This window comes from Sphaerisporangium sp. NPDC088356 (genome assembly GCF_040685555.1).
Taxonomy (GTDB): domain Bacteria; phylum Actinomycetota; class Actinomycetes; order Streptosporangiales; family Streptosporangiaceae; genus Sphaerisporangium.
In genome coordinates, this window is record NZ_JBFBIK010000124.1 from 1 (window position 1) to 21,149 (window position 21,149).

The window sequence follows — 21,149 nt, forward strand, 5'->3', positions numbered from 1 at the left end:
GGGTGTTTATTTTAAACCCGCTCACCGAGTCGAAGCCCCAGCCCCCCCCCCGCGCGACTAATCTCTTCAACCCCCAGGGCCCGCCGTCCGCGATGTCCCGCGGGCCCGCGGACCTTCAGGCCCGGCGATGGTCTCGTGTCCAAGGGGCCTCTTCACCCTCAGCACGGCCCATCATCGCTCTTCGGGCGGAGCTACACGGGCAGGACCACGACGAATCGCTCGGGCTCCTCGCCCTCGGACTCGCTCCTCAGCCCCGCCGCCGCCACGGCGTCGTGCACGATCTTGCGCTCGAACGGCGTCATCGGCTGGAGGGACTTGGCCTCCCCGGAGCGCTTGACGTCCTCGGCGGCCCTGGCGCCGAGCTTGCTCAGCTCCACACGACGTCCCTGCCGGTAGCCCGCGACATCGAGCATCAGGCGCGACCGCTCGCCCGTACGGCGGTGCACGGCCAGGCGCGTGAGCTCCTGCAGCGCCTCCAGCACCTCGCCATTGGCGCCGACGAGATCGATCCCCTTGATGTCAACGACAGACACGAGGGCACGATCGCCTTCGACGTCCATGTCGATGTCGCCGTCGAGATCGGCGATGTCCAGCAGCCCTTCGAGGTAGTCGGCCGCGATCTCGCCTTCCTGCTCGAGAGCGGCGATGTCGGGCGCGGCCTGCTGGGCCCGCTCCTCGTTGACTTCGGTCACGTCCGGACTCTCCTTCAAGACAACCGGCTACGGCTTCTTAGTACCTGTGCGCTTGCTGCGCGGCTGCCGGGTGGGCTGCTGGCGGATGACCTTCTGCTCGGGCTCGGGCTGCGGAGCGTCTTCGGGCTCCTTGGCGGCCTTGCTCGGCAGGATCTTGCTCAGCAGCCCTGGCTTGGGCTCAGGCTCCACCACGTTGCCCTTGGCGTCGACGACCGGCATCGGATGCCGGCTGTAGAACCAGTGTTGCTGACCGAGGGTCCACAGGTTGGTGGTGACCCAATAAAGGATAAGCCCGAGCGCGAAGTTCAAGCTGAAGATCGCGAACAGCGGCGAGATGTACATCAGGATCTTCTGCTGCTGCGCCATGGGGTTGTCCGGCATCTGCGCCATCGACCGGGTGACGCTCTGGCGCACCGTGAGGAAGGTCGTGGTCGAGCTGATGGCCACGAAGATGCCCAGGACGATCTTCGTGAGGATGGGGTCAGCGCCGAAGGCGTGGATCTCGGCGGAACTGGTGAAGAACGTCGCGGGGATCGGCGCCCCGAAGATGTGCCCGGCACGCGCGCTGTCCACGAGCTGCTGGCTCATGCCGTGGGCGGCCTTGTCCTCGGCGATCGCCCTCAGCACGGTGAACACGGAGATGAAGATCGGGAACTGCGCCACCACGGGGAGGCAGCCACCGAGGGGGTTGGCTCCCCCCTCCTGGTAGACCTTCATGACCTCCTGGTTCATGCGCTGCTTGTCGTTCTTGTACCGCTTGCGAAGCTCCTGCACCTTGGGGGCGAGCTCCTGCATCTTCTTCGACGAGCGCATCTGCTTGAGGAAGAGCGGGAAGATCAGCAGACGCATCAGCACGGTCAGCGTGATGATGGTGAGGGCCCAGTTCAGCCCGTTGTCTGGGGGAATGATGACGCTGTAAGCCGCGTGAATCCAGGCGATCACCGTAGCGACCGCTGTATAGAGCGGCTCCAGGAATGACAGCTCCACCGAGCTAGCTCCCTTGCGTTTCGTCGTGGGACCGGACCGGGCGCGGAGGCACCGGGTCGTAACCTCCCGGGTGGAAGGGGTGGCAACGCCCGATTCGCCTGACGGTCAGCCACAGCCCCCGCACGGCGCCGTGAACGGCGATCGCTTCGAGGCCGTAGGCGCTACAGGATGGTTCGAAGCGGCATCGCGGCCCAAGGAGGGGGCTTATGAAGGCTCGATAGAACCGGATCGGGATCATGAGGACCCGGGCCGCCGGAGAGACCTCCGGAGACTGCTCCCGCGTGCTCACGGTCGCGCTCGGCAGAGGGAGGCTCGCTCCGCCCGCGTCCCGCTCTCTCGCCTCCGGGTCACCGCTGCTCATGCCTGTCCATCCGTCGCGGCCGGACGATCGGATCGTCGCCCAGGCACCCGTCGCCCGATCAAACGATCCAGCGCGACGTCGAGCTCGGCGGCAAGGTGCTCGCTTCGCGCGGACGCCGCCTGTGGATTGGCGCGTACAACAAGCAGGCTACCTCGCGGTAGGGAGTGCAGGCGGTGACGCATCAGGTGCCTCAGCCGGCGCTTGACGCGGTTTCTGACGACCGCTCCGCCGACGGCCTTGCTGACCACGAAACCCACCAGGGGCGGGTCCTGCGGATTTCCCCCGGTGCTCAGATGAGCGACCAAGGTGGGGCGTCCAGCGCGCTTTCCTCCCCGGATGGCGCTCGCGAACTCCTCGCCTCGGCGCATACGGGAATCAGATGGCAGCACGAATGGACCTGCTTTCGGACGGACACGGGCCCGGGTACGGCTATCGCCCGCCGGTCAGTTCCGACGGGCGAGGAAACCACGCACCGGGCGCTCCGCGCTGTCAGGCGGACAGCTCCGCGCGGCCCTTGCGACGGCGGGCGGCGAGGATGGCACGGCCGGCCCGCGTGCGCATGCGCAGCCGGAAGCCGTGGGTCTTCGCGCGGCGACGGTTGTTCGGCTGGAAAGTACGCTTGCTCACGAGTGGGCTCCAGGCTTGAGTTCACCCGCACACGGTGCGAGCGATTGACACACAGGGCAAGGCCTATCGAATGCGTGGGCACGCCAAAGTGCCGTCGCGCGACAAGCCGACCGTCGTACGTTACGGGGCGAACAGGCCAAAGGTCAAACCAGAACGGCCGAGCGGCACGCCGCGCCCGAGGTTATCCACTATTCCACAGCCCCTGTATCCACCGCCGCCGCGTCATCCACAGTATGTGCACCATGCGATCCCCAACCTGCCACTAGGCTGTGGACAACGTCTTGAACAGGGATGTGCACAACGCTACTGTCGGCCCTCCACATCTTTCCCCTCCATCTCATCGATGTGCTTGTACGCATGTCTGAGTGTTGTGGACACTGTGTGGACCGTATGTGGACAGCGTGTGGATCCGGTGTGGACCGCCGAAAGGAGCCTGCGGACAACGCTGTGGGGACAGCCGCGAGGCCCGGCGCCGAAGGAGATCGCTCCGGCAGGCGTTCATGTGGATAACGAATCGCGGCGAGCGTGCGGGGGCCGCGTAAGGGAGGAGGGGCCGACCAATGGATGGCGTCGACCTCGGCCCGTTGTGGGCCCGAGCGCTGGAGAGCTTCGCCGAAGGAAGCGTCCCGCCTCAGCAGCGCGCGTGGCTCAACATGACCCGCCCTTTCGGGCTCGTGAACGACACGATCATCCTCGCGGCGCCGAACGACTTCGCCAAGGACGTCCTTGAGACCAAGCTCCGCCCCCTGATCGCGCAGGCGCTCTCCCAGGAGTTCGGCCGCCCGATGCGGGTGGCCGTCATGGTCGACCCGATGGCCGGCGCGGGTGACGACCCGGCCCCGCGGGCGGACGGATATCCCCAGGCCTCCCCGACCGGTTATCCCCATGGTGGACAACCGCAGCCCGGGTACGGACAGCCAGGCAGGCAAGGCCCTATGGGCCACCAGCCCTTTCCCGACCAGGCGTCGTCCACCGACTATCCACAGGTCCGGCCACAGGGTCAGCCCTATACCTACTCCTATGGGGGCAACTCCGAGAACTCCTATCCCGGCAATCCAGGAGTGCCTTCCCAGCCCTATCCGCAGGATGGCTACCAGGGCCAGGAGAGCTACCAGAACCAGGACAACTTCCCCGGCCAGCCGGGGCAGGCCGGCCAGGAGCAGCCGCAGTCCCCCCAGCAGGAAGCGCCGCCGTCACAGCCGTACCCCCGCGGCGACGGGTCGCAGCCCTTTCAGCGCGGCGACGCCGCCCAGTCCTTTCCCCGTGGCGACGCCCAGCAGTCGTACCGCGGTGAGGCCCAGCCTCCCTACCCCCGGAGCGAGTCCCCTCAGCCGTACTCCCGGGGCGACGCGTCGCAGACGTACCCCCAGCAGAACGGGGGATATGGCGCCCAACCCCCGTATTCCGGCAGGCCAGAGAACCAGGCGCCGCGTCCCCGGCAGGAGCCGGAGAGCTACGACCGCCCTGTGCAGAACCGGTGGGACAGCCGCGGCGGCAAGCCCAGCGAGCCCGCCAGGCTGAACCCCAAGTACACCTTCGAGACCTTCGTCATCGGCGCTTCGAACCGCTTCGCGCACGCCGCCGCCGTCGCGGTCGCCGAGGCGCCGGCCAAGGCGTACAACCCGCTCTTCATCTATGGCGACTCCGGGCTGGGCAAGACCCACCTGCTCCACGCGATCGGGCACTACGCGCAGCGGCTGTACGACGGGGCCCGTGTGCGGTACGTCAGCTCCGAGGAGTTCACGAACGACTTCATCAACTCGATCCGCGACCACAAGGCCGACGGGTTCCGCGCCCGCTACCGCGCGGTCGACATCCTGCTTGTGGACGACATCCAGTTCCTGGAGGGCAAGGAGCAGACGCAGGAGGAGTTCTTCCACACCTTCAACACGCTCCACAACGCCAACAAGCAGATCGTGATCTCCAGCGACCGGGCGCCCAAGCAGCTGGTGACCCTGGAGGACCGGCTCCGCAACCGCTTCGAGTGGGGCCTGATCACCGACGTCCAGCCGCCCGAGCTGGAGACGCGCATCGCGATCCTGCGCAAGAAGGCAATCCAGGAAGGCCTCGCGGCCCCCGGTGACGTGCTCGAATACATAGCGAGCAAGATCTCCACCAACATCCGCGAGTTGGAGGGCGCGCTCATCCGCGTCACGGCGTTCGCGAGCCTCAACCGCCAGTCGGTCGACCTCCAGCTCGCCGAAGTCGTGCTGAAGGACCTCATCACCGAGGACTCCAGCACCGAGATCACGATCGCCACGATCATGGCGCAGACGGCGGCCTACTTCGGGCTGTCGATCGACGACCTCTGCGGCAGCTCCCGCTCGCGCGTGCTGGTGACGGCCCGACAGATCGCCATGTACCTCGCCCGCGAGCTCACCGACCTGTCACTCCCCAAGATCGGCCAGCAGTTCGGCGGACGTGACCACACGACGGTCATGCACGCCGAACGCAAGATCCGCTCGCTGATGGCCGAGCGCAGGTCGATGTACAACCAGGTCACAGAGCTGACGAACCGCATCAAGCAGAATTCCCGCAACGCCTGATGATCCACAGCCTGTGGATATCTCTGTGGATCAGGGCACAGTGCCGGTGAATACCGGGAATACCGCCCAAGAGGCGCGACCAAGCAAGCGAACGGCCGGTTCGAGCCGCTCCGGCGCCTGGGGACAACTCTGGGGACATCTTGGGGAAGACCTGGGGACTACCGGTGGACGACCTGGGGATGCCCTGTGGGTAGGGTCGGAAGGCGACCCGGAGCACTGCTCTTACCCCGTGGATAACCGGTGGAAACCTCGTGGATGACCGGTGGATGAAGACCCCCCGAACTGGGGACAGCCTGTGTGCAACGCTCGGTTGTCCCCAGGCGCGGCTCGGAAATGCACCGCCCACCCACAGGGCCGGTGGACAAAAAACCTTCGCTGACCTGCGCAGACATTGGCCTTCCACAGTATCCACCCCCCCTAATGAGATGACCTGTATCTCTCTCTACTAAGAACTCAAGACCCATAGAAGGGTTCTGGCCGCCCTCCCGTGCGGGAGAGTGAACACTTGAATCAACGGCGCGGAGCAGTCGAGCCGGGATGAAGACCGCGATCAAGACGATCAAGACAGCAGAAACAACAGGAGGCGGATCCACGTGATGTTCCGTGTCGACCGAGACGTGCTCGCAGAGGCGGTCGCGTGGACCGCACGCAGCCTGCCCGCGAGGCCGTCCGTGCCGGTGCTCGCCGGCATGCGGCTGGAGGTCACCGACCAGCAGCAGCTCAAGCTCTCAGGTTTCGACTACGAGGTCTCCGCCGAGGTGACCTTGGAGCTGCAGACCGGTGACCCGGGCCTGGTGCTCGTCTCCGGCCGCCTGCTCGCCGAGATCACCCGCGCGCTTCCCGCACAGCCTGTGGACTTTCTGGTGGAGGGCGCCAAGGCCGTCGTCACCTGTGGAAGCGCCAGGTTCACCCTGTTGACCATGCCCGCCGAGGACTACCCCTCGCTGCCGGCGATGCCCCCGGCCGCGGGCCGGGTCGGCAGCGACATCTTCTCCTCCGCCGTCGCCCAGGTCGCCGTCGCCGCGGGCAAGGACGACACGCTGCCCATGCTCACCGGCGTCCGCATGGAGATCGAGGGCGACACCGTGACCCTCGCCGCGACCGACCGCTACCGGCTCGCCGTCCGTGAGCTGAAGTGGCAGCCCGACCAGCCCGACTTCTCGTCCATCGCGATGATCCCCGGCAGGACCCTCGCCGACACGGCCAAGTCGCTGACGACGGGCGCCGAGGTCGAGATCGCGCTCAGCTCCACGGGCGGCACCGGTGAAGGCATGATCGGGTTCTCCAGCGCGGGCCGGCGCACCACCACCCGCCTCCTCGACCCCGAGTTCCCGAAATACCGCTCGCTGCTGCCCACGGAGTTCTCCGCCCACGCCGACCTGGCGACCTCGGCCTTCGTCGAGGCGGTCAAGCGCGTCGCGCTGGTGGCCGAGCGCAACACCCCGGTGCGCCTGGCCTTCCACGGTGGCGAGGTCGTGCTGGAGGCGGGCAGCGGCGACGAGGCGCAGGCGGTCGAGGTGCTTCCGGTCGACTTCGAGGGCGACGACATCAACATCGCCTTCAACCACCAGTTCCTGCTCGAAGGCCTCGGCGCGATCGACTCCGACGTGGCCCGCCTGCAGTTCACCACGTCCACCAAGCCCGCCATCCTCACCGGCGGCAAGCCTGTGGACGACGGCATCACGCCCGACTACCGGTACCTGATCATGCCCATCCGCCTGTCGAGCTAGGATCCCCGTCGCCCGCTGATTGGACCCGGCGGGGCGGGGTACGGCGCGTGAGTCGCGTCGTGGATGATGGAGACCTTCACGAGGGGTGGCTGGGATGCAGATCGGCATGGTCGGGCTGGGCAAGATGGGCGGCAACATGGCCGAGCGGCTTCGCCGCGCCGGTCATGAGGTGGTCGGCTACGACCGCGATCCCAAGGCCAGCGACGTCGGCAGCCTGCAAGAGCTGGCCGAGCGGCTCCAGGCCCCCCGCGTGGTCTGGGTCATGGTCCCGGCGGGCGAGCCCACCAGGGCGACGATCGAGGAGCTCGGCAAGCTGCTCTCCGAGGGTGACATCGTCGTCGACGGTGGCAACTCCCACTACCTCGACGACAAGAAGCACGCCGAGGAGCTCAAGCCGAAGGGCATCGGGTTCGTCGACGTCGGCGTGAGCGGCGGGGTCTGGGGTCTCGAGAACGGCTACGCCCTGATGGTCGGCGGCGACCCCGAGTACGTGCAGAGGCTCATGCCGATCTTCGAGGCGCTCAAGCCCGAGGGCGAGGACGGCTTCGTCCACGCGGGCACCGTGGGCGCCGGCCACTTCGCCAAGATGGTCCACAACGGCATCGAGTACGGCATCATGCAGTCGTTCGCCGAGGGCTGGGAGCTGCTGGAGGCCACCGACATCGTCACCGACGTTCCGGGCGCGTTCAGGAGCTGGCGCACCGGCACGGTGATCCGCTCGTGGCTGCTCGACCTGCTGGTCCGCGCGCTCGACGACGACGCCGACCTGTCGGAGCTCAAGGGCTACGCCGAGGACTCCGGTGAGGGCCGCTGGACCGTTCAGGCGGCTGTCGACCACGCGGTGCCCCTGCCGGCCATCACGGCCGCGCTGTACGCCCGCTTCTCCTCGCGCCAGGAGGACTCTCCGGCGATGAAGATGGTCGCGGCCCTGCGCAACCAGTTCGGCGGCCACGCCGTCTCCTCCGTCGAGGGCCAGCACGCCAAGGGCGCCGACGCTCCCGGCGCCGATGTCACGCCTCCCGTGGAAGCGCAGCGCTGAGGTCACGGTGATCGTCGCGGTACGGGCCTGCACGACCCCGTGCCGTCCCAGGGCCGTCTTTCGGCACCCCGGTCACCCCTCCCGGCTCGGCATCGCCTCAGGCGCTCTTGGAGGCATCCCTGGGCCCGTGCCTGATGCTGCCCATGGCACAGATTTGGCATCGGATGCCGGTTGTGCAGATGTTGTCGTAGTGGCCCACTAACCTTCGTGGGGTGCATGTCGCCCATCTGTCGCTGACCGACTTCCGGTCCTACTCCGCCGTGGAGCTGGCCCTGGAGCCGGGGGTGACGGCGCTCGTCGGCCCCAACGGGCAGGGCAAGACCAACCTCGTCGAGGCCCTGGGCTACGTGGCGACGCTCGGCAGCTTCCGGGTGGCCACTGACGCCCCGCTCGTGCGACAGGGCGCCGCGCGGGCCATCATCCGCTCGGTGGTGGTGCGCGACGACCGCCGCGCGCTGGTCGAGATCGAGATCAACCCCGGCCGGGCCAACCGCGCCAGGCTCAACCGCTCGCCGGTCCCCCGGCCGCGCGAGATCCTCGGCCTGCTCCGCACCGTGCTGTTCGCCCCCGAGGATCTCGCGCTCGTGAAGGGCGACCCGGCCGATCGGCGCAGGTTCCTCGACGATCTGCTGGTCGCCCGCGCGCCCCGCTTCGCCGGCGTGCGGGCCGACTACGACCGGGTGCTCAAGCAGCGCAGCGCCCTGCTGCGCAGCGCCATGCAGGCCAGGCCGGGGCGGCGGCAGAGCCCTCGCCGCCAGGAGGCGGAGGCGGGGTTCTCCGCGGCCGGCGCCGGCGACGCGCTCAGCACGCTCGAGGTCTGGGATGCCCACCTCGCCCGTCACGGCGCCGAGTTGCTCGCCGCCCGGCTGGAGCTCGTCCACGCACTCCGCCCGCTCGTGGCCAAGGCGTACGCCCTGCTGGCCCCCGCATCGCCCCCCGCCGACATGGAGTATCGCGATTCGCTGTCCACAGAGCCGGGGGCTTCTGTGGAGTCGCAGGGGTTCGTGCCCCCCCAGCCGTCCACAGGCCCCGGGCCCGCTGTGGCCGACCGCGCGGGGCTTGAGGCGGCGCTGCGCGCGAGCCTGATCGAGGTCCGGCAGGCCGAGCTCGAGCGCGGCGTCACGCTCGTCGGCCCACACCGCGACGATCTGCTGCTCCGTCTCGGCGAGCTGCCCGCGCGCGGCTACGCCAGCCACGGCGAGTCCTGGTCGTTCGCGCTGGCGCTGCGCCTCGCCGCGTACGACCTGCTCAGGGCGGAGGGCGGCGACCCTGTGCTGATCCTCGACGACGTGTTCGCCGAGCTCGACAGTCGCAGGCGCCGCAGCCTGGCCGAGATCGTGGCGCCCGCCGAGCAGGTTCTGATCACCGCGGCCGTGCCGGAGGACGTCCCCGCACAGCTCGCCGGTGCCAGGTTCGACGTCGCGGAAGGGAGCGTCACCCGTGTCAGGTGAGCCATCCGGAGTCCAGTCCCCCGACGGTGTCGCCGCGCGCGGGGCCGCCATGGCCCGCGAGAAGCTCGCCCAGGCGAAGGCCGACGCGGCCAGGCGCGGGCAACTCCCCCGCCGCGAGCCGCGCCGCCGGTCGTCCGCCCGGCGCGACGCCGGCGATCCACAGCTTTTCGGGCGTGCCATCAGAGACCTGCTCACCGACCGAGGCTGGGAGCAGCCGCTCGCCGTGGGAGGGGTGTTCGGGCGCTGGCACGAGATCGTCGGGCCCGATCTGGCCGCCCACACCAAGCCGGAGACCTTCGCCGACGGGGAGGTCCTGATCGTCGCCGACTCCACGGCCTGGGCCACGCAGGTGCGCCTGCTGGCATCCACCCTGGTCAGACGCCTGAACGAAGAGCTCGGTGGCGGCACGGTCCGCAGGGTGAAGGTGCGCGGCCCCCAGAACGGGCCGCGCCCGACGGGCGGGCTTCGGGTGACCGGCAGCCGCGGCCCGGGGGACACCTACGGCTGAGCCGGGCCTCACAGCGTCGCCCGACCAGCGAAATTCAGGTGCTGACCCCCGGGGAAACCGATCAGAATCACGTTGGCGGTAGTGACCCCCTTCCCCGTGGGGGGATGCTTCAGAGCACATCCAACGCCCGACAGGCCATCACAGCGGCCGTCAATGCCACCTGATGCGGTTCTGACCGGTAGAATGAAATCGGATTCCGGACACGTCCGCATGCGAGTCACCCCCGGCCGCGCGCCGATCTCCCTGGGTGGTCGCATCGAGGCACTCACGACGGTGACGGGCACGGCAGGGGCAACCGCTTGTTGGTCTCTCCTGCCGCGTGTCCGCGGCAGGAGGATTTCGCACTTGTCCTACGACGCTAGCTCAATCACCGTTCTCGAGGGACTTGAGGCGGTTCGTAAGCGCCCTGGCATGTACATCGGCTCGACGGGCGAGCGTGGCCTCCACCACCTCGTCCAAGAGGTTGTGGACAACTCCGTCGACGAGGCACTCGCGGGGCACGCCGACCACATCGAGGTCACCCTCCTCGCCGACAACGGCGTCCGGGTAGTGGACAACGGCCGAGGCATCCCTGTCGGCATCGTCCCCGGTGAGGAGCGCCCGGCCGTCGAGGTCGTCCTCACCGTCCTCCACGCGGGCGGCAAGTTCGACAGCAAGTCCTATGCCGTCTCCGGCGGCCTGCACGGCGTCGGCGTCTCGGTCGTCAACGCCCTCTCCTCGCGGCTCGAGGTCGAGATCAGGACCGAAGGCCACTACTGGCGGCAGACCTACTCCGAGAGTAAGCCGACCGGTCCGCTGGTCAAGGGCGAGCCGACCGACGAGACCGGCACCTCGATCACCTTCTGGGCCGACGGCACCATTTTCGAGACCACGACCTGGAACTTCGAGACGCTCTCGCGCCGGTTCCAGGAGATGGCGTTCCTGAACAAGGGACTCACGATCGTCCTGCGTGACGAGCGGCCGGACCACGTCAACGGCGACCCGACCATCGTGACCTACCACTACGACGGCGGCATCTCCGACTTCGTCCGGCACATCAACGCCAAGAAGGAAGCCGTCCACAGCTCGGTCATCGACTTCGAGTCCGAGGGCGACGGCATCTCCGTCGAGATCGCGATGCAGTGGAACGCCTCCTACAGCGAGTCGGTCTACACCTTCGCGAACACGATCAACACCGCCGAGGGCGGCACCCACGAGGAGGGCTTCCGCGCGGCGCTGACCACGATCGTCAACCGCTACGCCCGGGAGCAGAAGTTCCTCAAGGAGGGCAAGGACGACAACCTCACCGGTGACGACATCCGTGAGGGTCTGACCGCCATCATCTCGGTGAAGCTGGCCGACCCGCAGTTCGAGGGCCAGACCAAGACCAAGCTCGGCAACACCGAGGCCAAGTCGTTCGTGCAGAAGGCGTGCAACGACTACATCCGCGACTGGTTCGAGCGGAACCCGGGCGAGGCCAAGGAGATCCTCAGCAAGTCCCTGCAGGCCTCTCGCGCCCGCATCGCCGCGCGCCAGGCCCGCGACCTCACCCGGCGCAAGTCGCTGCTGGAGGCGGGCTCAGGCCTTCCCGGCAAGCTGGCCGACTGCCAGTGGACCGAGCCCGAGAAGTGCGAGCTCTACATCGTCGAGGGCGACTCCGCCGGCGGCTCGGCCAAGGGCGGCCGCGATCCCAAGTTCCAGGCGATCCTCCCGATCCGCGGCAAGATCCTCAACGTCGAGAAGGCCCGCATCGACCGGGTCCTCAAGAACAACGAGGTCCAGGCGCTGATCACCGCCCTCGGCACCGGTGTGCACGCCGAGTTCGACATCGAGAAGCTCCGCTACCACAAGCTCATCCTGATGGCGGACGCCGACGTCGACGGTCAGCACATCACCACGCTGCTGCTGACGCTGCTCTTCCGGTTCATGCGGCCCCTGATCGAGGCGGGCCACGTCTATCTGTCCCAGCCCCCGCTCTACAAGATCAAGTGGGACCGCAAGGGCGAGGACGCCAGCTACGCCTACTCCGACCGCGAGCGGGACGCCATCATCCAGGGCGGCATCGACCAGGGCAGGCGCGACCCGCGCCAGCACGACGGTGTCCAGCGCTTCAAGGGTCTGGGCGAGATGAACGCCTCCCAGCTCTGGGAGACCACGATGAACCCCGCGACCCGGGTCCTTCTTCAGGTCACCCTCGACGACGCGGCCCAGGCCGATGAGATGTTCACCGTGCTGATGGGTGAGGACGTCGAGGCACGGAGATCGTTCATCATCAGAAACGCACGGGATGTCCGATTCCTGGACGTGTAGCGGCAGCCGTAGAGACTCATCTCCCAAAAGGACATATCACCCGTGACCGAAGTGAACATCCCGCCCGGGCCACCCGCTGACCGCATCGAGCCCGTCGACATCCAGTCCGAGATGCAGCGCAGCTACATGGACTACGCGATGTCGGTCATCGTGTCCCGTGCGCTGCCCGACGTGCGTGACGGCCTGAAGCCGGTGCACCGGCGTGTGCTCTACGCCATGTACGACGGCGGCTACCGGCCCGACCGCGGATATTTCAAGTGCTCACGCGTCGTCGGCGACGTGATGGGTTCCTACCACCCGCACGGCGACGCGTCGATCTACGACACCGTCGTACGGCTGGCGCAGCCGTGGGCGCTGCGCTACACGCTGGTCGACGGCCAGGGCAACTTCGGCTCGCCCGGCAACGACCCGGCCGCCGCCATGCGGTACACCGAGTGCCGGCTCGCGCCGATCGCCATGGAGATGCTCCGTGACATCGACAAGGAGACCGTCGACTTCCAGCCCAACTACGACGGGCGCTCCCAGGAGCCGATCGTCCTGCCGGCGAGGTTCCCGAACCTCCTGGTCAACGGTGCCGCCGGCATCGCGGTCGGCATGGCGACCAACATCCCGCCGCACAACCTGCGCGAGGTCGCCGAGGCCGTCAGATGGTGCCTGGAGAACCACGAGGCCACCGACGAGGAGCTCCTCGAGGCGATGATCGCCCGGGTCAAGGGCCCCGACTTCCCCACCGGCGCGCTGATCGTCGGCCGCCGCGGCATCGACGACGCCTACCGCACCGGGCGCGGCTCGATCACCATGCGAGCCATCGTCGAGGTCGAAGAGGACGCCAAGGGCCGGCAGAACCTGGTCGTCACGGCCCTGCCATACCAGGTGAACCCCGACAACCTGGCGCTGACCATCGCCGAGCTGGTGAAGGACGGCAAGGTCACCGGCATCGCCGACGTGCGAGACGAGACCTCCTCGCGCACCGGCCAGCGCCTTGTGATCGTCCTGAAGCGCGACGCCGTCGCCAAGGTCGTGCTGAACAACCTCTACAAGCACACCCAGCTCCAGACGACGTTCGGCGCCAACATGCTGGCGCTGGTCGACGGCGTGCCGAGGACGCTGCGCCTCGACCAGTTCGTCAAGTACTACGTCGCCCACCAGATCGAGGTCGTGGTCCGCCGGACCCGCTACCTCCTGCGCAAGGCTCAGGAGCGCGCCCACATCCTGAGCGGTCTGCTCAAGGCCATGGACCGCATGGACGAGGTCATCGCGCTGATCCGCCGGTCGCCCTCGGCGGCGCAGGCGGTCGGCGGGCTGATCGAGCTCCTGGAGATCGACGACATCCAGGCGCAGGCCATCCTCGACATGCAGCTGCGCAAGCTCGCCGCGCTGGAGCGCCAGCAGATCATCGACGAGTACGAGTCGCTGATGACGCAGATCGCCGGATACCAGGCGATCCTGGCCTCCGAGCAGCGGCAGCGGGAGATCGTCGCCGACGAGCTCGGCGAGATCGTCAACAAGTACGGCGACGAGCGCAAGACCGAGATCATCGCCTACGACGGCGACATGTCCATCGAAGACCTCATCGCCGAGGAGGACATGGTCGTCACGATCACCCGTGGCGGCTACGCCAAGCGCACCAAGACCGACCTCTACCGCGCGCAGAAGCGCGGCGGCAAGGGCGTTCGCGGCGCTCAACTCCGGCAGGACGACATCGTCGAGCACTTCTTCGTCACGACGACCCACCACTGGCTGCTGTTCTTCACCAACAAGGGCCGCGTCTACCGGATCAAGGCGTACGAGTTCCCCGACGCCGGGCGCGACGCGCGCGGCCAGCACCTGGCCAACCTTCTGGCGATGCAGCCCGACGAGCACGTCATGGAGATCCTCGACCTTCGTGACTACCAGGTCTCGCCCTACCTCGTGCTGGCGACCCGCAGCGGCCTGGTGAAGAAGACCCGGCTCTCGGAGTACGACTCCCCGAGGTCCGGTGGTCTGATCGCGATCAACCTCCGTGAGGACGACGAGGTCATCGCCGCCAAGCTGGTCTCCGAGGAGGACGACGTCCTGCTGGTGTCCCGGGGCGCCAAGTCCATCCGCTTCACCGCCTCCGACGAGGCCCTGCGCCCGATGGGCCGCGCGACCAGCGGTGTCATCGGCATGAGGTTCCTCGATGGCGACGAATTGCTGGCGATGAACGTCCTCAGCGATGGCGCAGATGTGCTTATCGCGACCGAAGGCGGGTATGCGAAGCGGACACCGGTGGACCAATATCCCGTTCAAGGTAGAGGCGGGCAGGGTGTGCTGACTGCCAAGATTGTCAGTGCTCGTGGCAAGCTGGTCGGAGCAGTAATGGTGAGTCCCGAGGACGAGGTGTTCGCTATCACCTCCGCAGGCGGGGTGATCCGCACCAGCGCGGGCGAGATCAAGCAGTCCGGCCGCCAGACCATGGGAGTGCGCCTGATGAACCTCTCGGAGGGAGACAGCGTGGTTGCCCTCGCCCGCAACGCCGAAGCGCTGGACACCGAGGACAACGGGGGAGTTGAAGAGGAATGAGCCCTCAGGCCAATTCCGGGGGTTCCGGTAATACCGGTAAATCTCCCGGCACATCGGGGAATCGGAAGCGTAATCCCCCCAAGGGGGCCCGCCCGGCCTCCTCGGTGAACTCCTCCACTCGCAACCAGGTGACGGAGAGCGTGAACACCTCGGAAAGTACGGGCAAGGCGCGCCCTCCGGCCGACCAGACTGATGACAGGGTTGTCGTCGTGTCCAGTGACGATGACGCGGTGACCCCAGCCGGAGACGGCGAGAACGGAGACGCGACCCTGCGCATCCGTTCCTCGTCCGTCCCCGACAATTCCTGGTCGCCCTCTCCTGATGGTCCGGGCGGCGGCCCGACCAGGCCCGCCCAGAAGCCTCCGATCACGCCCTCCTCGGCTCCGGCGACGCCCACGGGCCCGTCGACCGCTCCGCGCCCCGGCACGGACGGCAGCCCGAGGCCGGGTTCGGGCGCTCCGCGGTCCCGCCCCGACGGCGCTCCGCGGCCGGGTCCGGACGTTAGCCCGAGGCCGGGTCCGGATCCCCGGCCTGGTCCCGGCGGTCCGCCGCAGCCCGGTCCTGGTGGCGCTCCGCAGCCCGGTCCCGGAGCCACACCGCGCGCCGGGAAGCCCGCTTCGGGCCCTGGGTCCAAGCAGGGCGGGTTCGGGGCCGTGTCGGCCCTGTCCACCCCGGAGCCGGCCCTCGGACGCGCCGAGCAGCGCGACAAGCCCTCGCCGATGAAGGCTCCCCGCAAGGCCCACCTGGTGCTGCGCAGGATCGAGCCCTGGTCGGCGATGAAGTTCAGCTTTGTCGTCTCGCTCGTCTGCTTCGTGGTGCTGTTCGTGGCCGTCGCCGTCCTGTACGGCGTGCTGTCGGCGCTCGGCGTCTTCGACTCCATCGTGAACACCGTGACCCAGCTCACCGTGCCCGACGGCAAGACGACCAGCGGCATCGACATCAAGTCGTGGTTCGAGCCCGTGCGGATCCTCGGCTACACCGCCCTGCTCGGCGCGGTGAACGTCGTGCTGATCACCGCGCTCTCCACGCTCGGGTCCGTCATCTACAACGTCGCCTCCGACCTGGTTGGCGGCGTTGAAGTGACCTTCAGCGAGGCCGAATAGGCCCGCAGATGCCGTTGAGGGCCCGGCCAGGCGCCCTCAACGGCATCCCTCGCAACTCCCTGCTTTGTGACATCCGACGATAACGAGTGCATCCCGTTGGCGCGGGCGGCCTCAGAGCACGGTAAGCTTTTCCGTGTCAGAGAGACGGTTCGCTTCCGCTCCGCGGAGGCGATAGCGTTCTCTGGGCCGCAACAGCGGGGCTATAGCTCAGACGGTTAGAGCGCTTCCCTGATAAGGAAGAGGTCCCAGGTTCAAGTCCTGGTAGCCCCACCCAGCTCAAAGGCCACTTCCCAACCGGGAGGTGGCCTTTTTGATCTTCCGAGTGACTAACTGAGTGACTATGGCTTCGGGTCCATGCCTGTGGCTTAGGACCCGGCTAAGCGCTGGGTGACGAGGGGTGACCATGGTTGAGACGAACTGGCATGTGGTCAACAACGGCTTAGACTTCCTTGAAAGCGCCGTTGAGCTCCTCCAAGACGGGGGTGAGAGAGAGGGCAAGTACGCCGCGCTTCATCTCAGTGCCAGCATCGAAACCTTGCTGAAAGTTCGTCTGGCCCGCGAGCACTGGACTCTCGTCGTGTCGGACCCGCGCGAGGCTCGACGGGCCAAGTACGAGGCTGGAGACTTCAAGAGCGTCTCCATTGATCAGGCTTTGGACCGTCTGGTGAACATCGCGAACGTAACGATCTCTGACGATGACCTCAAGCGGATCAAGAGCCTGAATCGGACACGCAACCAAGTAGCCCACTTCGCTCTCATCGGTGGTAACCCCTTGGCGACGCGAGCCACAGTCGCGCGTGCGATGGAAGCTCTCTTACGCTTCATAGAGAAGGAACTTGCGCCGGGGGCACCCGACGAGGAGCGAGAGATCATCGATGCCGCCTATAACCACGTCATGGAACAGATCCGCCGGATAGAAGTGATGCTGCGTGAGCGGATGAACTCAGTCAAGCCAGAGATCGCCCAGGCAGACATGCCGGTGGTCAAGTGTCCTGGGTGCATGCAGGACGCGTACCTGTTTGCTGACGGAGCGTCGGGCAGGTGTCTGTGTTGTACCTACAGCAACTCTGGATCTGTAGCAGCTGACGACTACGCCACATACGTCCTTAAGGAGAATGAGTACCGAACTGTCAAGCACGGGGGAGAGTGGGTCGTCAGTCACTGCCATATCTGCGGCGATAGAGCCCTGGTGGATGGAATCATCACTAATGCGCAAGTTGAGGCGACGCAAGGGTGCTTCAGCTGCGGCTACTTTGGTGACCTAGACGCTCTAGAACGATGTTCACGGTGTGGCGAGTGGACTGCGGCAGAACAGGACTCTGTTGCCGTCTGCCCCAGCTGCTTCGAGTACATCACCTCTGCTGACTGAATTGCGGCGGACGATACCAGAGCTCAAGATCGGGCGAGGGACGTGTAGCCACGCTCATCCATTGCCGAAAAGCCGGTCCATCGTCTCGGCTCCTTCGAGGAGCACCGGCCGCAGTTGCTTGCGGTACACCTTCTCTGTCACCACGGTGCCCTTGTGGCCGACCAGGCGGGAGATGTCCTCAAGGGCGACCCAGGAGTCCGACATCAGCGAGACGAAGCTGTGCCGCAGTTCCCGAGGGGTCCATTCCGCCGGATCTAGATCGGTCCTCTTGAGGACCACTCGGAACGCACGACGGACGTTGCCCGCATCCAATTCGGTTCCATGCCGCGTGGCGAAGACGAGGTCGTTCTCCCGCCACAGTTTTCCGGCCTTCTCGCGAGCCAGAGCTTGTGACTCGCGATGAGCCCGAAGCGCATCCACGCACATCTTGGGCAGTGCCAGCGTCCGGCGAGACTTCTCGGTCTTGGTGTCTCCCCCGACGCGCACCGAGTGCCACACCATGATCGAAGATGGCACCGGAGGATCGGTATCTGGCCGGCCTTCCAGGTCCACATGCGACCAGGTGAGCGCACGCAGTTCTTCCGTCCTCGCGCCGATGAGGATCGACACCACGAGGTAGGCGTACAGGCTCGTACCCTCCGCAGCCTTGAGTACCGACGCGGCCTGTTCGAGCGTGAGGGACTTCGACGGCCGCCCTTCCTTGCCCTTCGGGATCTCGCACAGCATCACCACGTTGCGCTTGACCTTGTCCCGAGCTTGGGCACGCGCCATGGACCGTCTCAGGATGGAATGGATCTTCCGCAGTGTCTCTGTGCTGAGGGACTTCGCCTTGGTGGCCAGCCACCGATCAACGTCATCGGCGGACAGCTCCCGGACCTTCCGAGCGCCGAGCGCGGAAATCACGTGTTGCTCCGCGAGGATGCGACGGTTCGTCACCGTGGACGCTTCCCGTCCGCTCAGGCCGAACTCCAGGAAGTCTCTTACGGCGTCACCCACGGTGTAGTTGTGCGCTGCGGTGGTCAGGCCGTCCTCGTAGTCGCGGATGATCTCCTTCAACTTCGCCTTGGCCTCGGTCTTGGTCTTGCCGCTCGCCTTCTTGACGATGCGCTTTCCGGCAGGCGTGTAGCCGACCGTCACTGAGGCGATCCAGCGTTCCCGTGCTTCGTCCCAGTGCAGGCCGCCGTCTCCCCGGCTGCGTCGTGTGGTCATGATGCCCTCGCTTCCTGTTCCAGTAGGTCGATGTATTCCGAGATGGCCGAGGCGGGGATGAGCCGGGTACGGCCCTGGGTGACCGAGCGAAGGCGTCCGGTCCTGATCTGCTCGTAGATGACGGTGCGGCTCATGCTGAGCAGGCGCATGGCGTCGCTGACGCGGTACAGCCGCGGAGTGTCGAGTGCCGGAGATGGGCTCATTCGGCCGCCCGCTGGCCGGCGATGGCACGAGCGGTCTGGACTTGTTGCCGGATGTGCTCGGCCAAGATCGATTCGCCGGGGGAGTGACCGCTGCCGGCGAATCGCCAGTGCCCGAGGATGAAGGTGGAGCCGTCCCCGAGCGTGGGGAGCCCGTTGCGGTCGCGAGCCTCGGCCGCGCGATGATCGGCCCGTGCCTGGTGAAGCTCCCCCATGGTGGTGGAGTAGCGACGCGACTTGGTGGCGAAGTGACCACGAAAGCCCAGCATGTGAGCCCAGGACCGTAGCTTCAGGTGCGCGAACTCGCTCCGTGCGCCCAGCTCCCAGCAGGTGTGAATCATGCTTCGGGCATGCTCGGTCACCGGAAGCAGGTCCAGGAGTAGGCCCGGCTTGAGCCCTGTCCCCTGGCAGCGCTTGCACGAGGCGGACAGGCCGAGCCGTCCGCTGCCTCGGCAGGCCGAGCACGACAAGCGGTGATCGACGGTGCCCGACGCCTCGGCGCCCTTGGTGGCGTACTTGGCGATGTATCCCGCCACCGCCTGCTCACTGACTCCGTCCATTGAGGAACCGAGCAGGATGGGGCGGATATCGAGCTGGTCGCCCCAGATCAGACGCCGCCGGCCAAGCTCACTCTTGGCAGAGAGCACCTCCACGTGCCGAACCGCCGGAGGAATGGCCCGGACCAACAGGCCATGATCGGCCCACTCGGGAGGAAGATCGGTGCCGCCCTCGGGACCGTCCAGCCGGACTACGGCATGGAAGTGGACGAGGCCGCGCCGCTGGTATTCGGCGACCTTGGCGAAGGAGACGCGGACCAGCTTGCCGAACGCGCGGCGGCTCATCCCCGATTGCTTGGCTAACTCCCGCCGGACTTCCAGGGTGAAGCGGTGCCACAGCACGCCCGCGTGTGCCTGCCACAGCACCGCGCCCACGTAGTCGTAGCAGTCCTCGCAGACCGGCTGCCCGAGTTGGACATCCTGTGGCTCATGCCGGAGGTGACAGCCGACCGGCCGCCCGTGCTCACACATCTTGAATCGGTCACGCGGACGGCAGGGACGCACCATGCCGCCCTTCTCTCGTCGGGTGTGGACGGATCCGAAGGAGGGGGGGTCAGGGTCAGGAACACCCGAGGGTGAGTGCTGACGCGCTCGGGAATGCCCTTGCCGCCGGACAGGCCCGCGCGGATCAGTTGGAAGATGTCGGCCCGGTAGAGCTCCGAGCAGCCCGAACAGACCGAGGCGCGCCGGTTGCCGCAGGCCACCAATAGATGCCCCGAGGGTTCGTCGGCGGTTCGGTAGGAGTGCAGGACCTCACCGGTCGCCGATTCGACGATGTGTGACTCGCCAGCCAGGTGCACCGGGTTGGCACACCCGCCGGTCGCGGCGACCATCGAGCGCCATCGCTCGTAGCCAGGAGTATTGATCACTTCCGCGAGATCGGCCAGCCATTCCGGATGCCGGCCGGGGGTGATGTGGCGTTCCTCTTTAGTGCTCATCGGGACCTCCTTTGCCTCGCTGCCTACAGGTAGTCCAAGACGTACTACGTGTTTGGTCACATGGACATAGTAGCTAACACGTGCTACCTCTTGTAAAGAGCAAACGTTGAAGGGGTCCCCTATGAGCGAAGACAAGACCGGCGCCCGCTGGCGGATGATCGCCGACCTATTGCGGACCGACATCCTGGAACACCACTACCAGCCAGGCCAGGCGCTCCCAGGGGAGGCATTTCTCGCCTCCGAGTACGCCACCTCTCGCCCGACCATCCGCAAGGCGATCGCCCAGCTCGCCGGGGAAGGGCTACTCACCATCGCCCACGGACGCGGTACCTTCGTCCGTCCCACCCCGGACCGCCGCATGATCCTCACTGGTTGGCCGGAACACGAAGACCTGCTCAGCCCGGCTTACGACCCTGCCAAGCAGCAATGGCAGCACGTCACGGTTCCCAGCGAAGCCGAACGCGCACAGAACAAGGTCACTCCCAACTCAGCCCTGTTCATGACCGCCGAAGGCAGCAGAGCCGACGTCCTGGCCGTACGGCGAGGCAGCATGACCGTCTACCGGTACGCCTACTGGCAGCACACCAAGACCCGCGCCCGCATCCACCTGTACTCCTACGTCCTGGCCGACCTGGTCGCCACCATCACCGGCGAAGGTGCGGACCGAGAGATCGACTCCCACGTCGAGCCCGAGGACTACTACGCTCACCTGGAACGCGAACACGGACCACTGCGCTGGACCACCTCCGTACACACCCAGATGCCCTACGGCGAGACCTACGAGGACCTCGGCATGGAACCGATCGGCACACCACTACTGGTCATCCGCAGGGTCATGCTCAGCCAACACGGCCGGCCCCTGGAGTTCACCGAGATCGAAGCTCCCGGAGACCGATTCGAAGTGGCAGCCGCCAGCGACCACAACTCAGCCGAACCGCGAGGACTCTCCGCACTCCGCGTGTAGTGGGCTCAAAGTTTCTTTACTGGTTCAAGGGGCTC

General features: G+C 66.9%; 18 protein-coding genes, 1 tRNA gene and 1 pseudogene. 11 read left to right on the forward strand and 9 right to left on the reverse strand.

Annotated elements, in window-relative coordinates:
- Positions 1-191: 191 nt before the first annotated feature.
- From AB0O34_RS30785 to rpmH, 5 genes are all read right to left on the reverse strand, one after another.
- Positions 192-692, reverse strand: a complete 501-nt coding sequence (locus AB0O34_RS30785) for a R3H domain-containing nucleic acid-binding protein (protein ID WP_363921395.1) — start codon at positions 690-692, stop codon at positions 192-194.
- Between the two features lie 27 nt (positions 693-719).
- Complete coding sequence (gene yidC / locus AB0O34_RS30790) at positions 720-1,679, reverse strand: membrane protein insertase YidC (protein WP_363921397.1); 960 nt, start codon at positions 1,677-1,679, stop codon at positions 720-722.
- Between the two features lie 4 nt (positions 1,680-1,683).
- Entirely contained in the window at positions 1,684-1,917 is a 234-nt protein-coding gene (gene yidD, locus AB0O34_RS30795) for a membrane protein insertion efficiency factor YidD (RefSeq protein WP_363921428.1), read from the reverse strand.
- 119 nt (positions 1,918-2,036) lie between these two features.
- On the reverse strand, positions 2,037-2,429 hold the full coding sequence (gene rnpA / locus AB0O34_RS30800) for a ribonuclease P protein component (RefSeq protein WP_363921399.1): 393 nt from the start codon (positions 2,427-2,429) through the stop codon (positions 2,037-2,039).
- Positions 2,430-2,529: 100 nt separating this feature from the next.
- Positions 2,530-2,667, reverse strand: a complete 138-nt coding sequence (rpmH, locus tag AB0O34_RS30805; protein ID WP_010849920.1) for a 50S ribosomal protein L34 — start codon at positions 2,665-2,667, stop codon at positions 2,530-2,532.
- Between the two features lie 560 nt (positions 2,668-3,227).
- Here rpmH and dnaA point away from each other — a divergent pair.
- The 10 genes from dnaA (at position 3,228) to AB0O34_RS30855 (ending at position 17,246) form a co-directional block, all read left to right on the forward strand.
- A complete protein-coding gene (dnaA, locus tag AB0O34_RS30810; protein WP_363921401.1) occupies positions 3,228-5,213 on the forward strand; it encodes a chromosomal replication initiator protein DnaA in 1,986 nt (661 codons plus the stop codon).
- Positions 5,214-5,806: 593 nt separating this feature from the next.
- Complete coding sequence (dnaN, locus tag AB0O34_RS30815) at positions 5,807-6,943, forward strand: DNA polymerase III subunit beta (protein ID WP_363921403.1); 1,137 nt, start codon at positions 5,807-5,809, stop codon at positions 6,941-6,943.
- Between the two features lie 85 nt (positions 6,944-7,028).
- Complete coding sequence (gnd, locus tag AB0O34_RS30820) at positions 7,029-7,982, forward strand: phosphogluconate dehydrogenase (NAD(+)-dependent, decarboxylating) (RefSeq protein WP_363921405.1); 954 nt, start codon at positions 7,029-7,031, stop codon at positions 7,980-7,982.
- A 212-nt stretch (positions 7,983-8,194) separates the two neighbouring features.
- Positions 8,195-9,433, forward strand: a complete 1,239-nt coding sequence (recF, locus tag AB0O34_RS30825) for a DNA replication/repair protein RecF (RefSeq protein ID WP_363921407.1) — start codon at positions 8,195-8,197, stop codon at positions 9,431-9,433.
- Positions 9,423-9,941, forward strand: a complete 519-nt coding sequence (locus AB0O34_RS30830) for a DciA family protein (RefSeq protein WP_363921409.1) — start codon at positions 9,423-9,425, stop codon at positions 9,939-9,941. The genes recF and AB0O34_RS30830 overlap by 11 nt, the downstream gene beginning before the upstream one ends.
- Before the next feature lie 345 nt (positions 9,942-10,286).
- Positions 10,287-12,230 (forward strand): DNA topoisomerase (ATP-hydrolyzing) subunit B, encoded by a 1,944-nt coding sequence (gene gyrB, locus AB0O34_RS30835; RefSeq protein WP_363921411.1) that lies wholly within the window; start codon positions 10,287-10,289, stop codon positions 12,228-12,230.
- A gap of 42 nt (positions 12,231-12,272) precedes the next feature.
- Entirely contained in the window at positions 12,273-14,774 is a 2,502-nt protein-coding gene (gyrA, locus tag AB0O34_RS30840; RefSeq protein ID WP_363921413.1) for a DNA gyrase subunit A, read from the forward strand.
- Positions 14,775-15,427: 653 nt separating this feature from the next.
- Positions 15,428-15,877 carry a DUF3566 domain-containing protein gene (locus AB0O34_RS30845; protein ID WP_363921416.1) on the forward strand — a complete coding sequence of 150 codons (450 nt, stop codon included), beginning with the start codon at positions 15,428-15,430 and terminating at the stop codon, positions 15,875-15,877.
- Positions 15,878-16,073: 196 nt separating this feature from the next.
- Positions 16,074-16,147: transfer RNA gene (locus tag AB0O34_RS30850), tRNA-Ile, on the forward strand.
- A 133-nt stretch (positions 16,148-16,280) separates the two neighbouring features.
- The gene (locus AB0O34_RS30855) at positions 16,281-17,246 is read left to right on the forward strand and encodes a hypothetical protein (protein WP_363921418.1); all 966 of its coding nucleotides are present in this window, start codon (positions 16,281-16,283) and stop codon (positions 17,244-17,246) included.
- 54 nt (positions 17,247-17,300) lie between these two features.
- Here AB0O34_RS30855 and AB0O34_RS30860 read toward each other — a convergent pair whose 3' ends face one another.
- The 4 genes and pseudogenes from AB0O34_RS30860 to AB0O34_RS30875 form a co-directional block, all read right to left on the reverse strand.
- Positions 17,301-18,455 carry a tyrosine-type recombinase/integrase gene (locus AB0O34_RS30860; RefSeq protein WP_363921420.1) on the reverse strand — a complete coding sequence of 385 codons (1,155 nt, stop codon included), beginning with the start codon at positions 18,453-18,455 and terminating at the stop codon, positions 17,301-17,303.
- Positions 18,452-18,658: a helix-turn-helix domain-containing protein gene (locus AB0O34_RS30865; RefSeq protein WP_363921422.1), complete on the reverse strand. Its 207-nt coding sequence runs from the start codon at positions 18,656-18,658 to the stop codon at positions 18,452-18,454. The genes AB0O34_RS30860 and AB0O34_RS30865 overlap by 4 nt, the downstream gene beginning before the upstream one ends.
- The gene (locus AB0O34_RS30870; protein ID WP_363921424.1) at positions 18,655-19,719 is read right to left on the reverse strand and encodes a replication initiator; all 1,065 of its coding nucleotides are present in this window, start codon (positions 19,717-19,719) and stop codon (positions 18,655-18,657) included. The genes AB0O34_RS30865 and AB0O34_RS30870 overlap by 4 nt, the downstream gene beginning before the upstream one ends.
- Before the next feature lie 44 nt (positions 19,720-19,763).
- Positions 19,764-20,333: pseudogene (locus tag AB0O34_RS30875) on the reverse strand (replication initiator); the annotation flags it as partial.
- Here AB0O34_RS30875 and AB0O34_RS30880 point away from each other — a divergent pair.
- Positions 20,272-21,114 (forward strand): GntR family transcriptional regulator, encoded by an 843-nt coding sequence (locus AB0O34_RS30880; RefSeq protein ID WP_363921426.1) that lies wholly within the window; start codon positions 20,272-20,274, stop codon positions 21,112-21,114. The pseudogene AB0O34_RS30875 and the gene AB0O34_RS30880 overlap by 62 nt on opposite strands.
- Positions 21,115-21,149 lie beyond the last annotated feature (35 nt).

Bases quoted from the DNA above. Each gene is read 5' to 3' on its own strand.
- yidD (WP_363921428.1), bottom strand. From the start codon at position 1,917: ATGATCCCGATCCGGTTCTATCGAGCCTTCATAAGCCCCCTCCTTGGG.
- dnaA (WP_363921401.1), top strand. From the start codon at position 3,228: ATGGATGGCGTCGACCTCGGCCCGTTGTGGGCCCGAGCGCTGGAGAGC.
- AB0O34_RS30855 (WP_363921418.1), top strand. From the start codon at position 16,281: ATGGTTGAGACGAACTGGCATGTGGTCAACAACGGCTTAGACTTCCTT.
- AB0O34_RS30860 (WP_363921420.1), bottom strand. From the start codon at position 18,455: ATGACCACACGACGCAGCCGGGGAGACGGCGGCCTGCACTGGGACGAA.
- AB0O34_RS30865 (WP_363921422.1), bottom strand. From the start codon at position 18,658: ATGAGCCCATCTCCGGCACTCGACACTCCGCGGCTGTACCGCGTCAGC.
- AB0O34_RS30870 (WP_363921424.1), bottom strand. From the start codon at position 19,719: ATGGTGCGTCCCTGCCGTCCGCGTGACCGATTCAAGATGTGTGAGCAC.
- AB0O34_RS30880 (WP_363921426.1), top strand. From the start codon at position 20,272: ATGAGCGAAGACAAGACCGGCGCCCGCTGGCGGATGATCGCCGACCTA.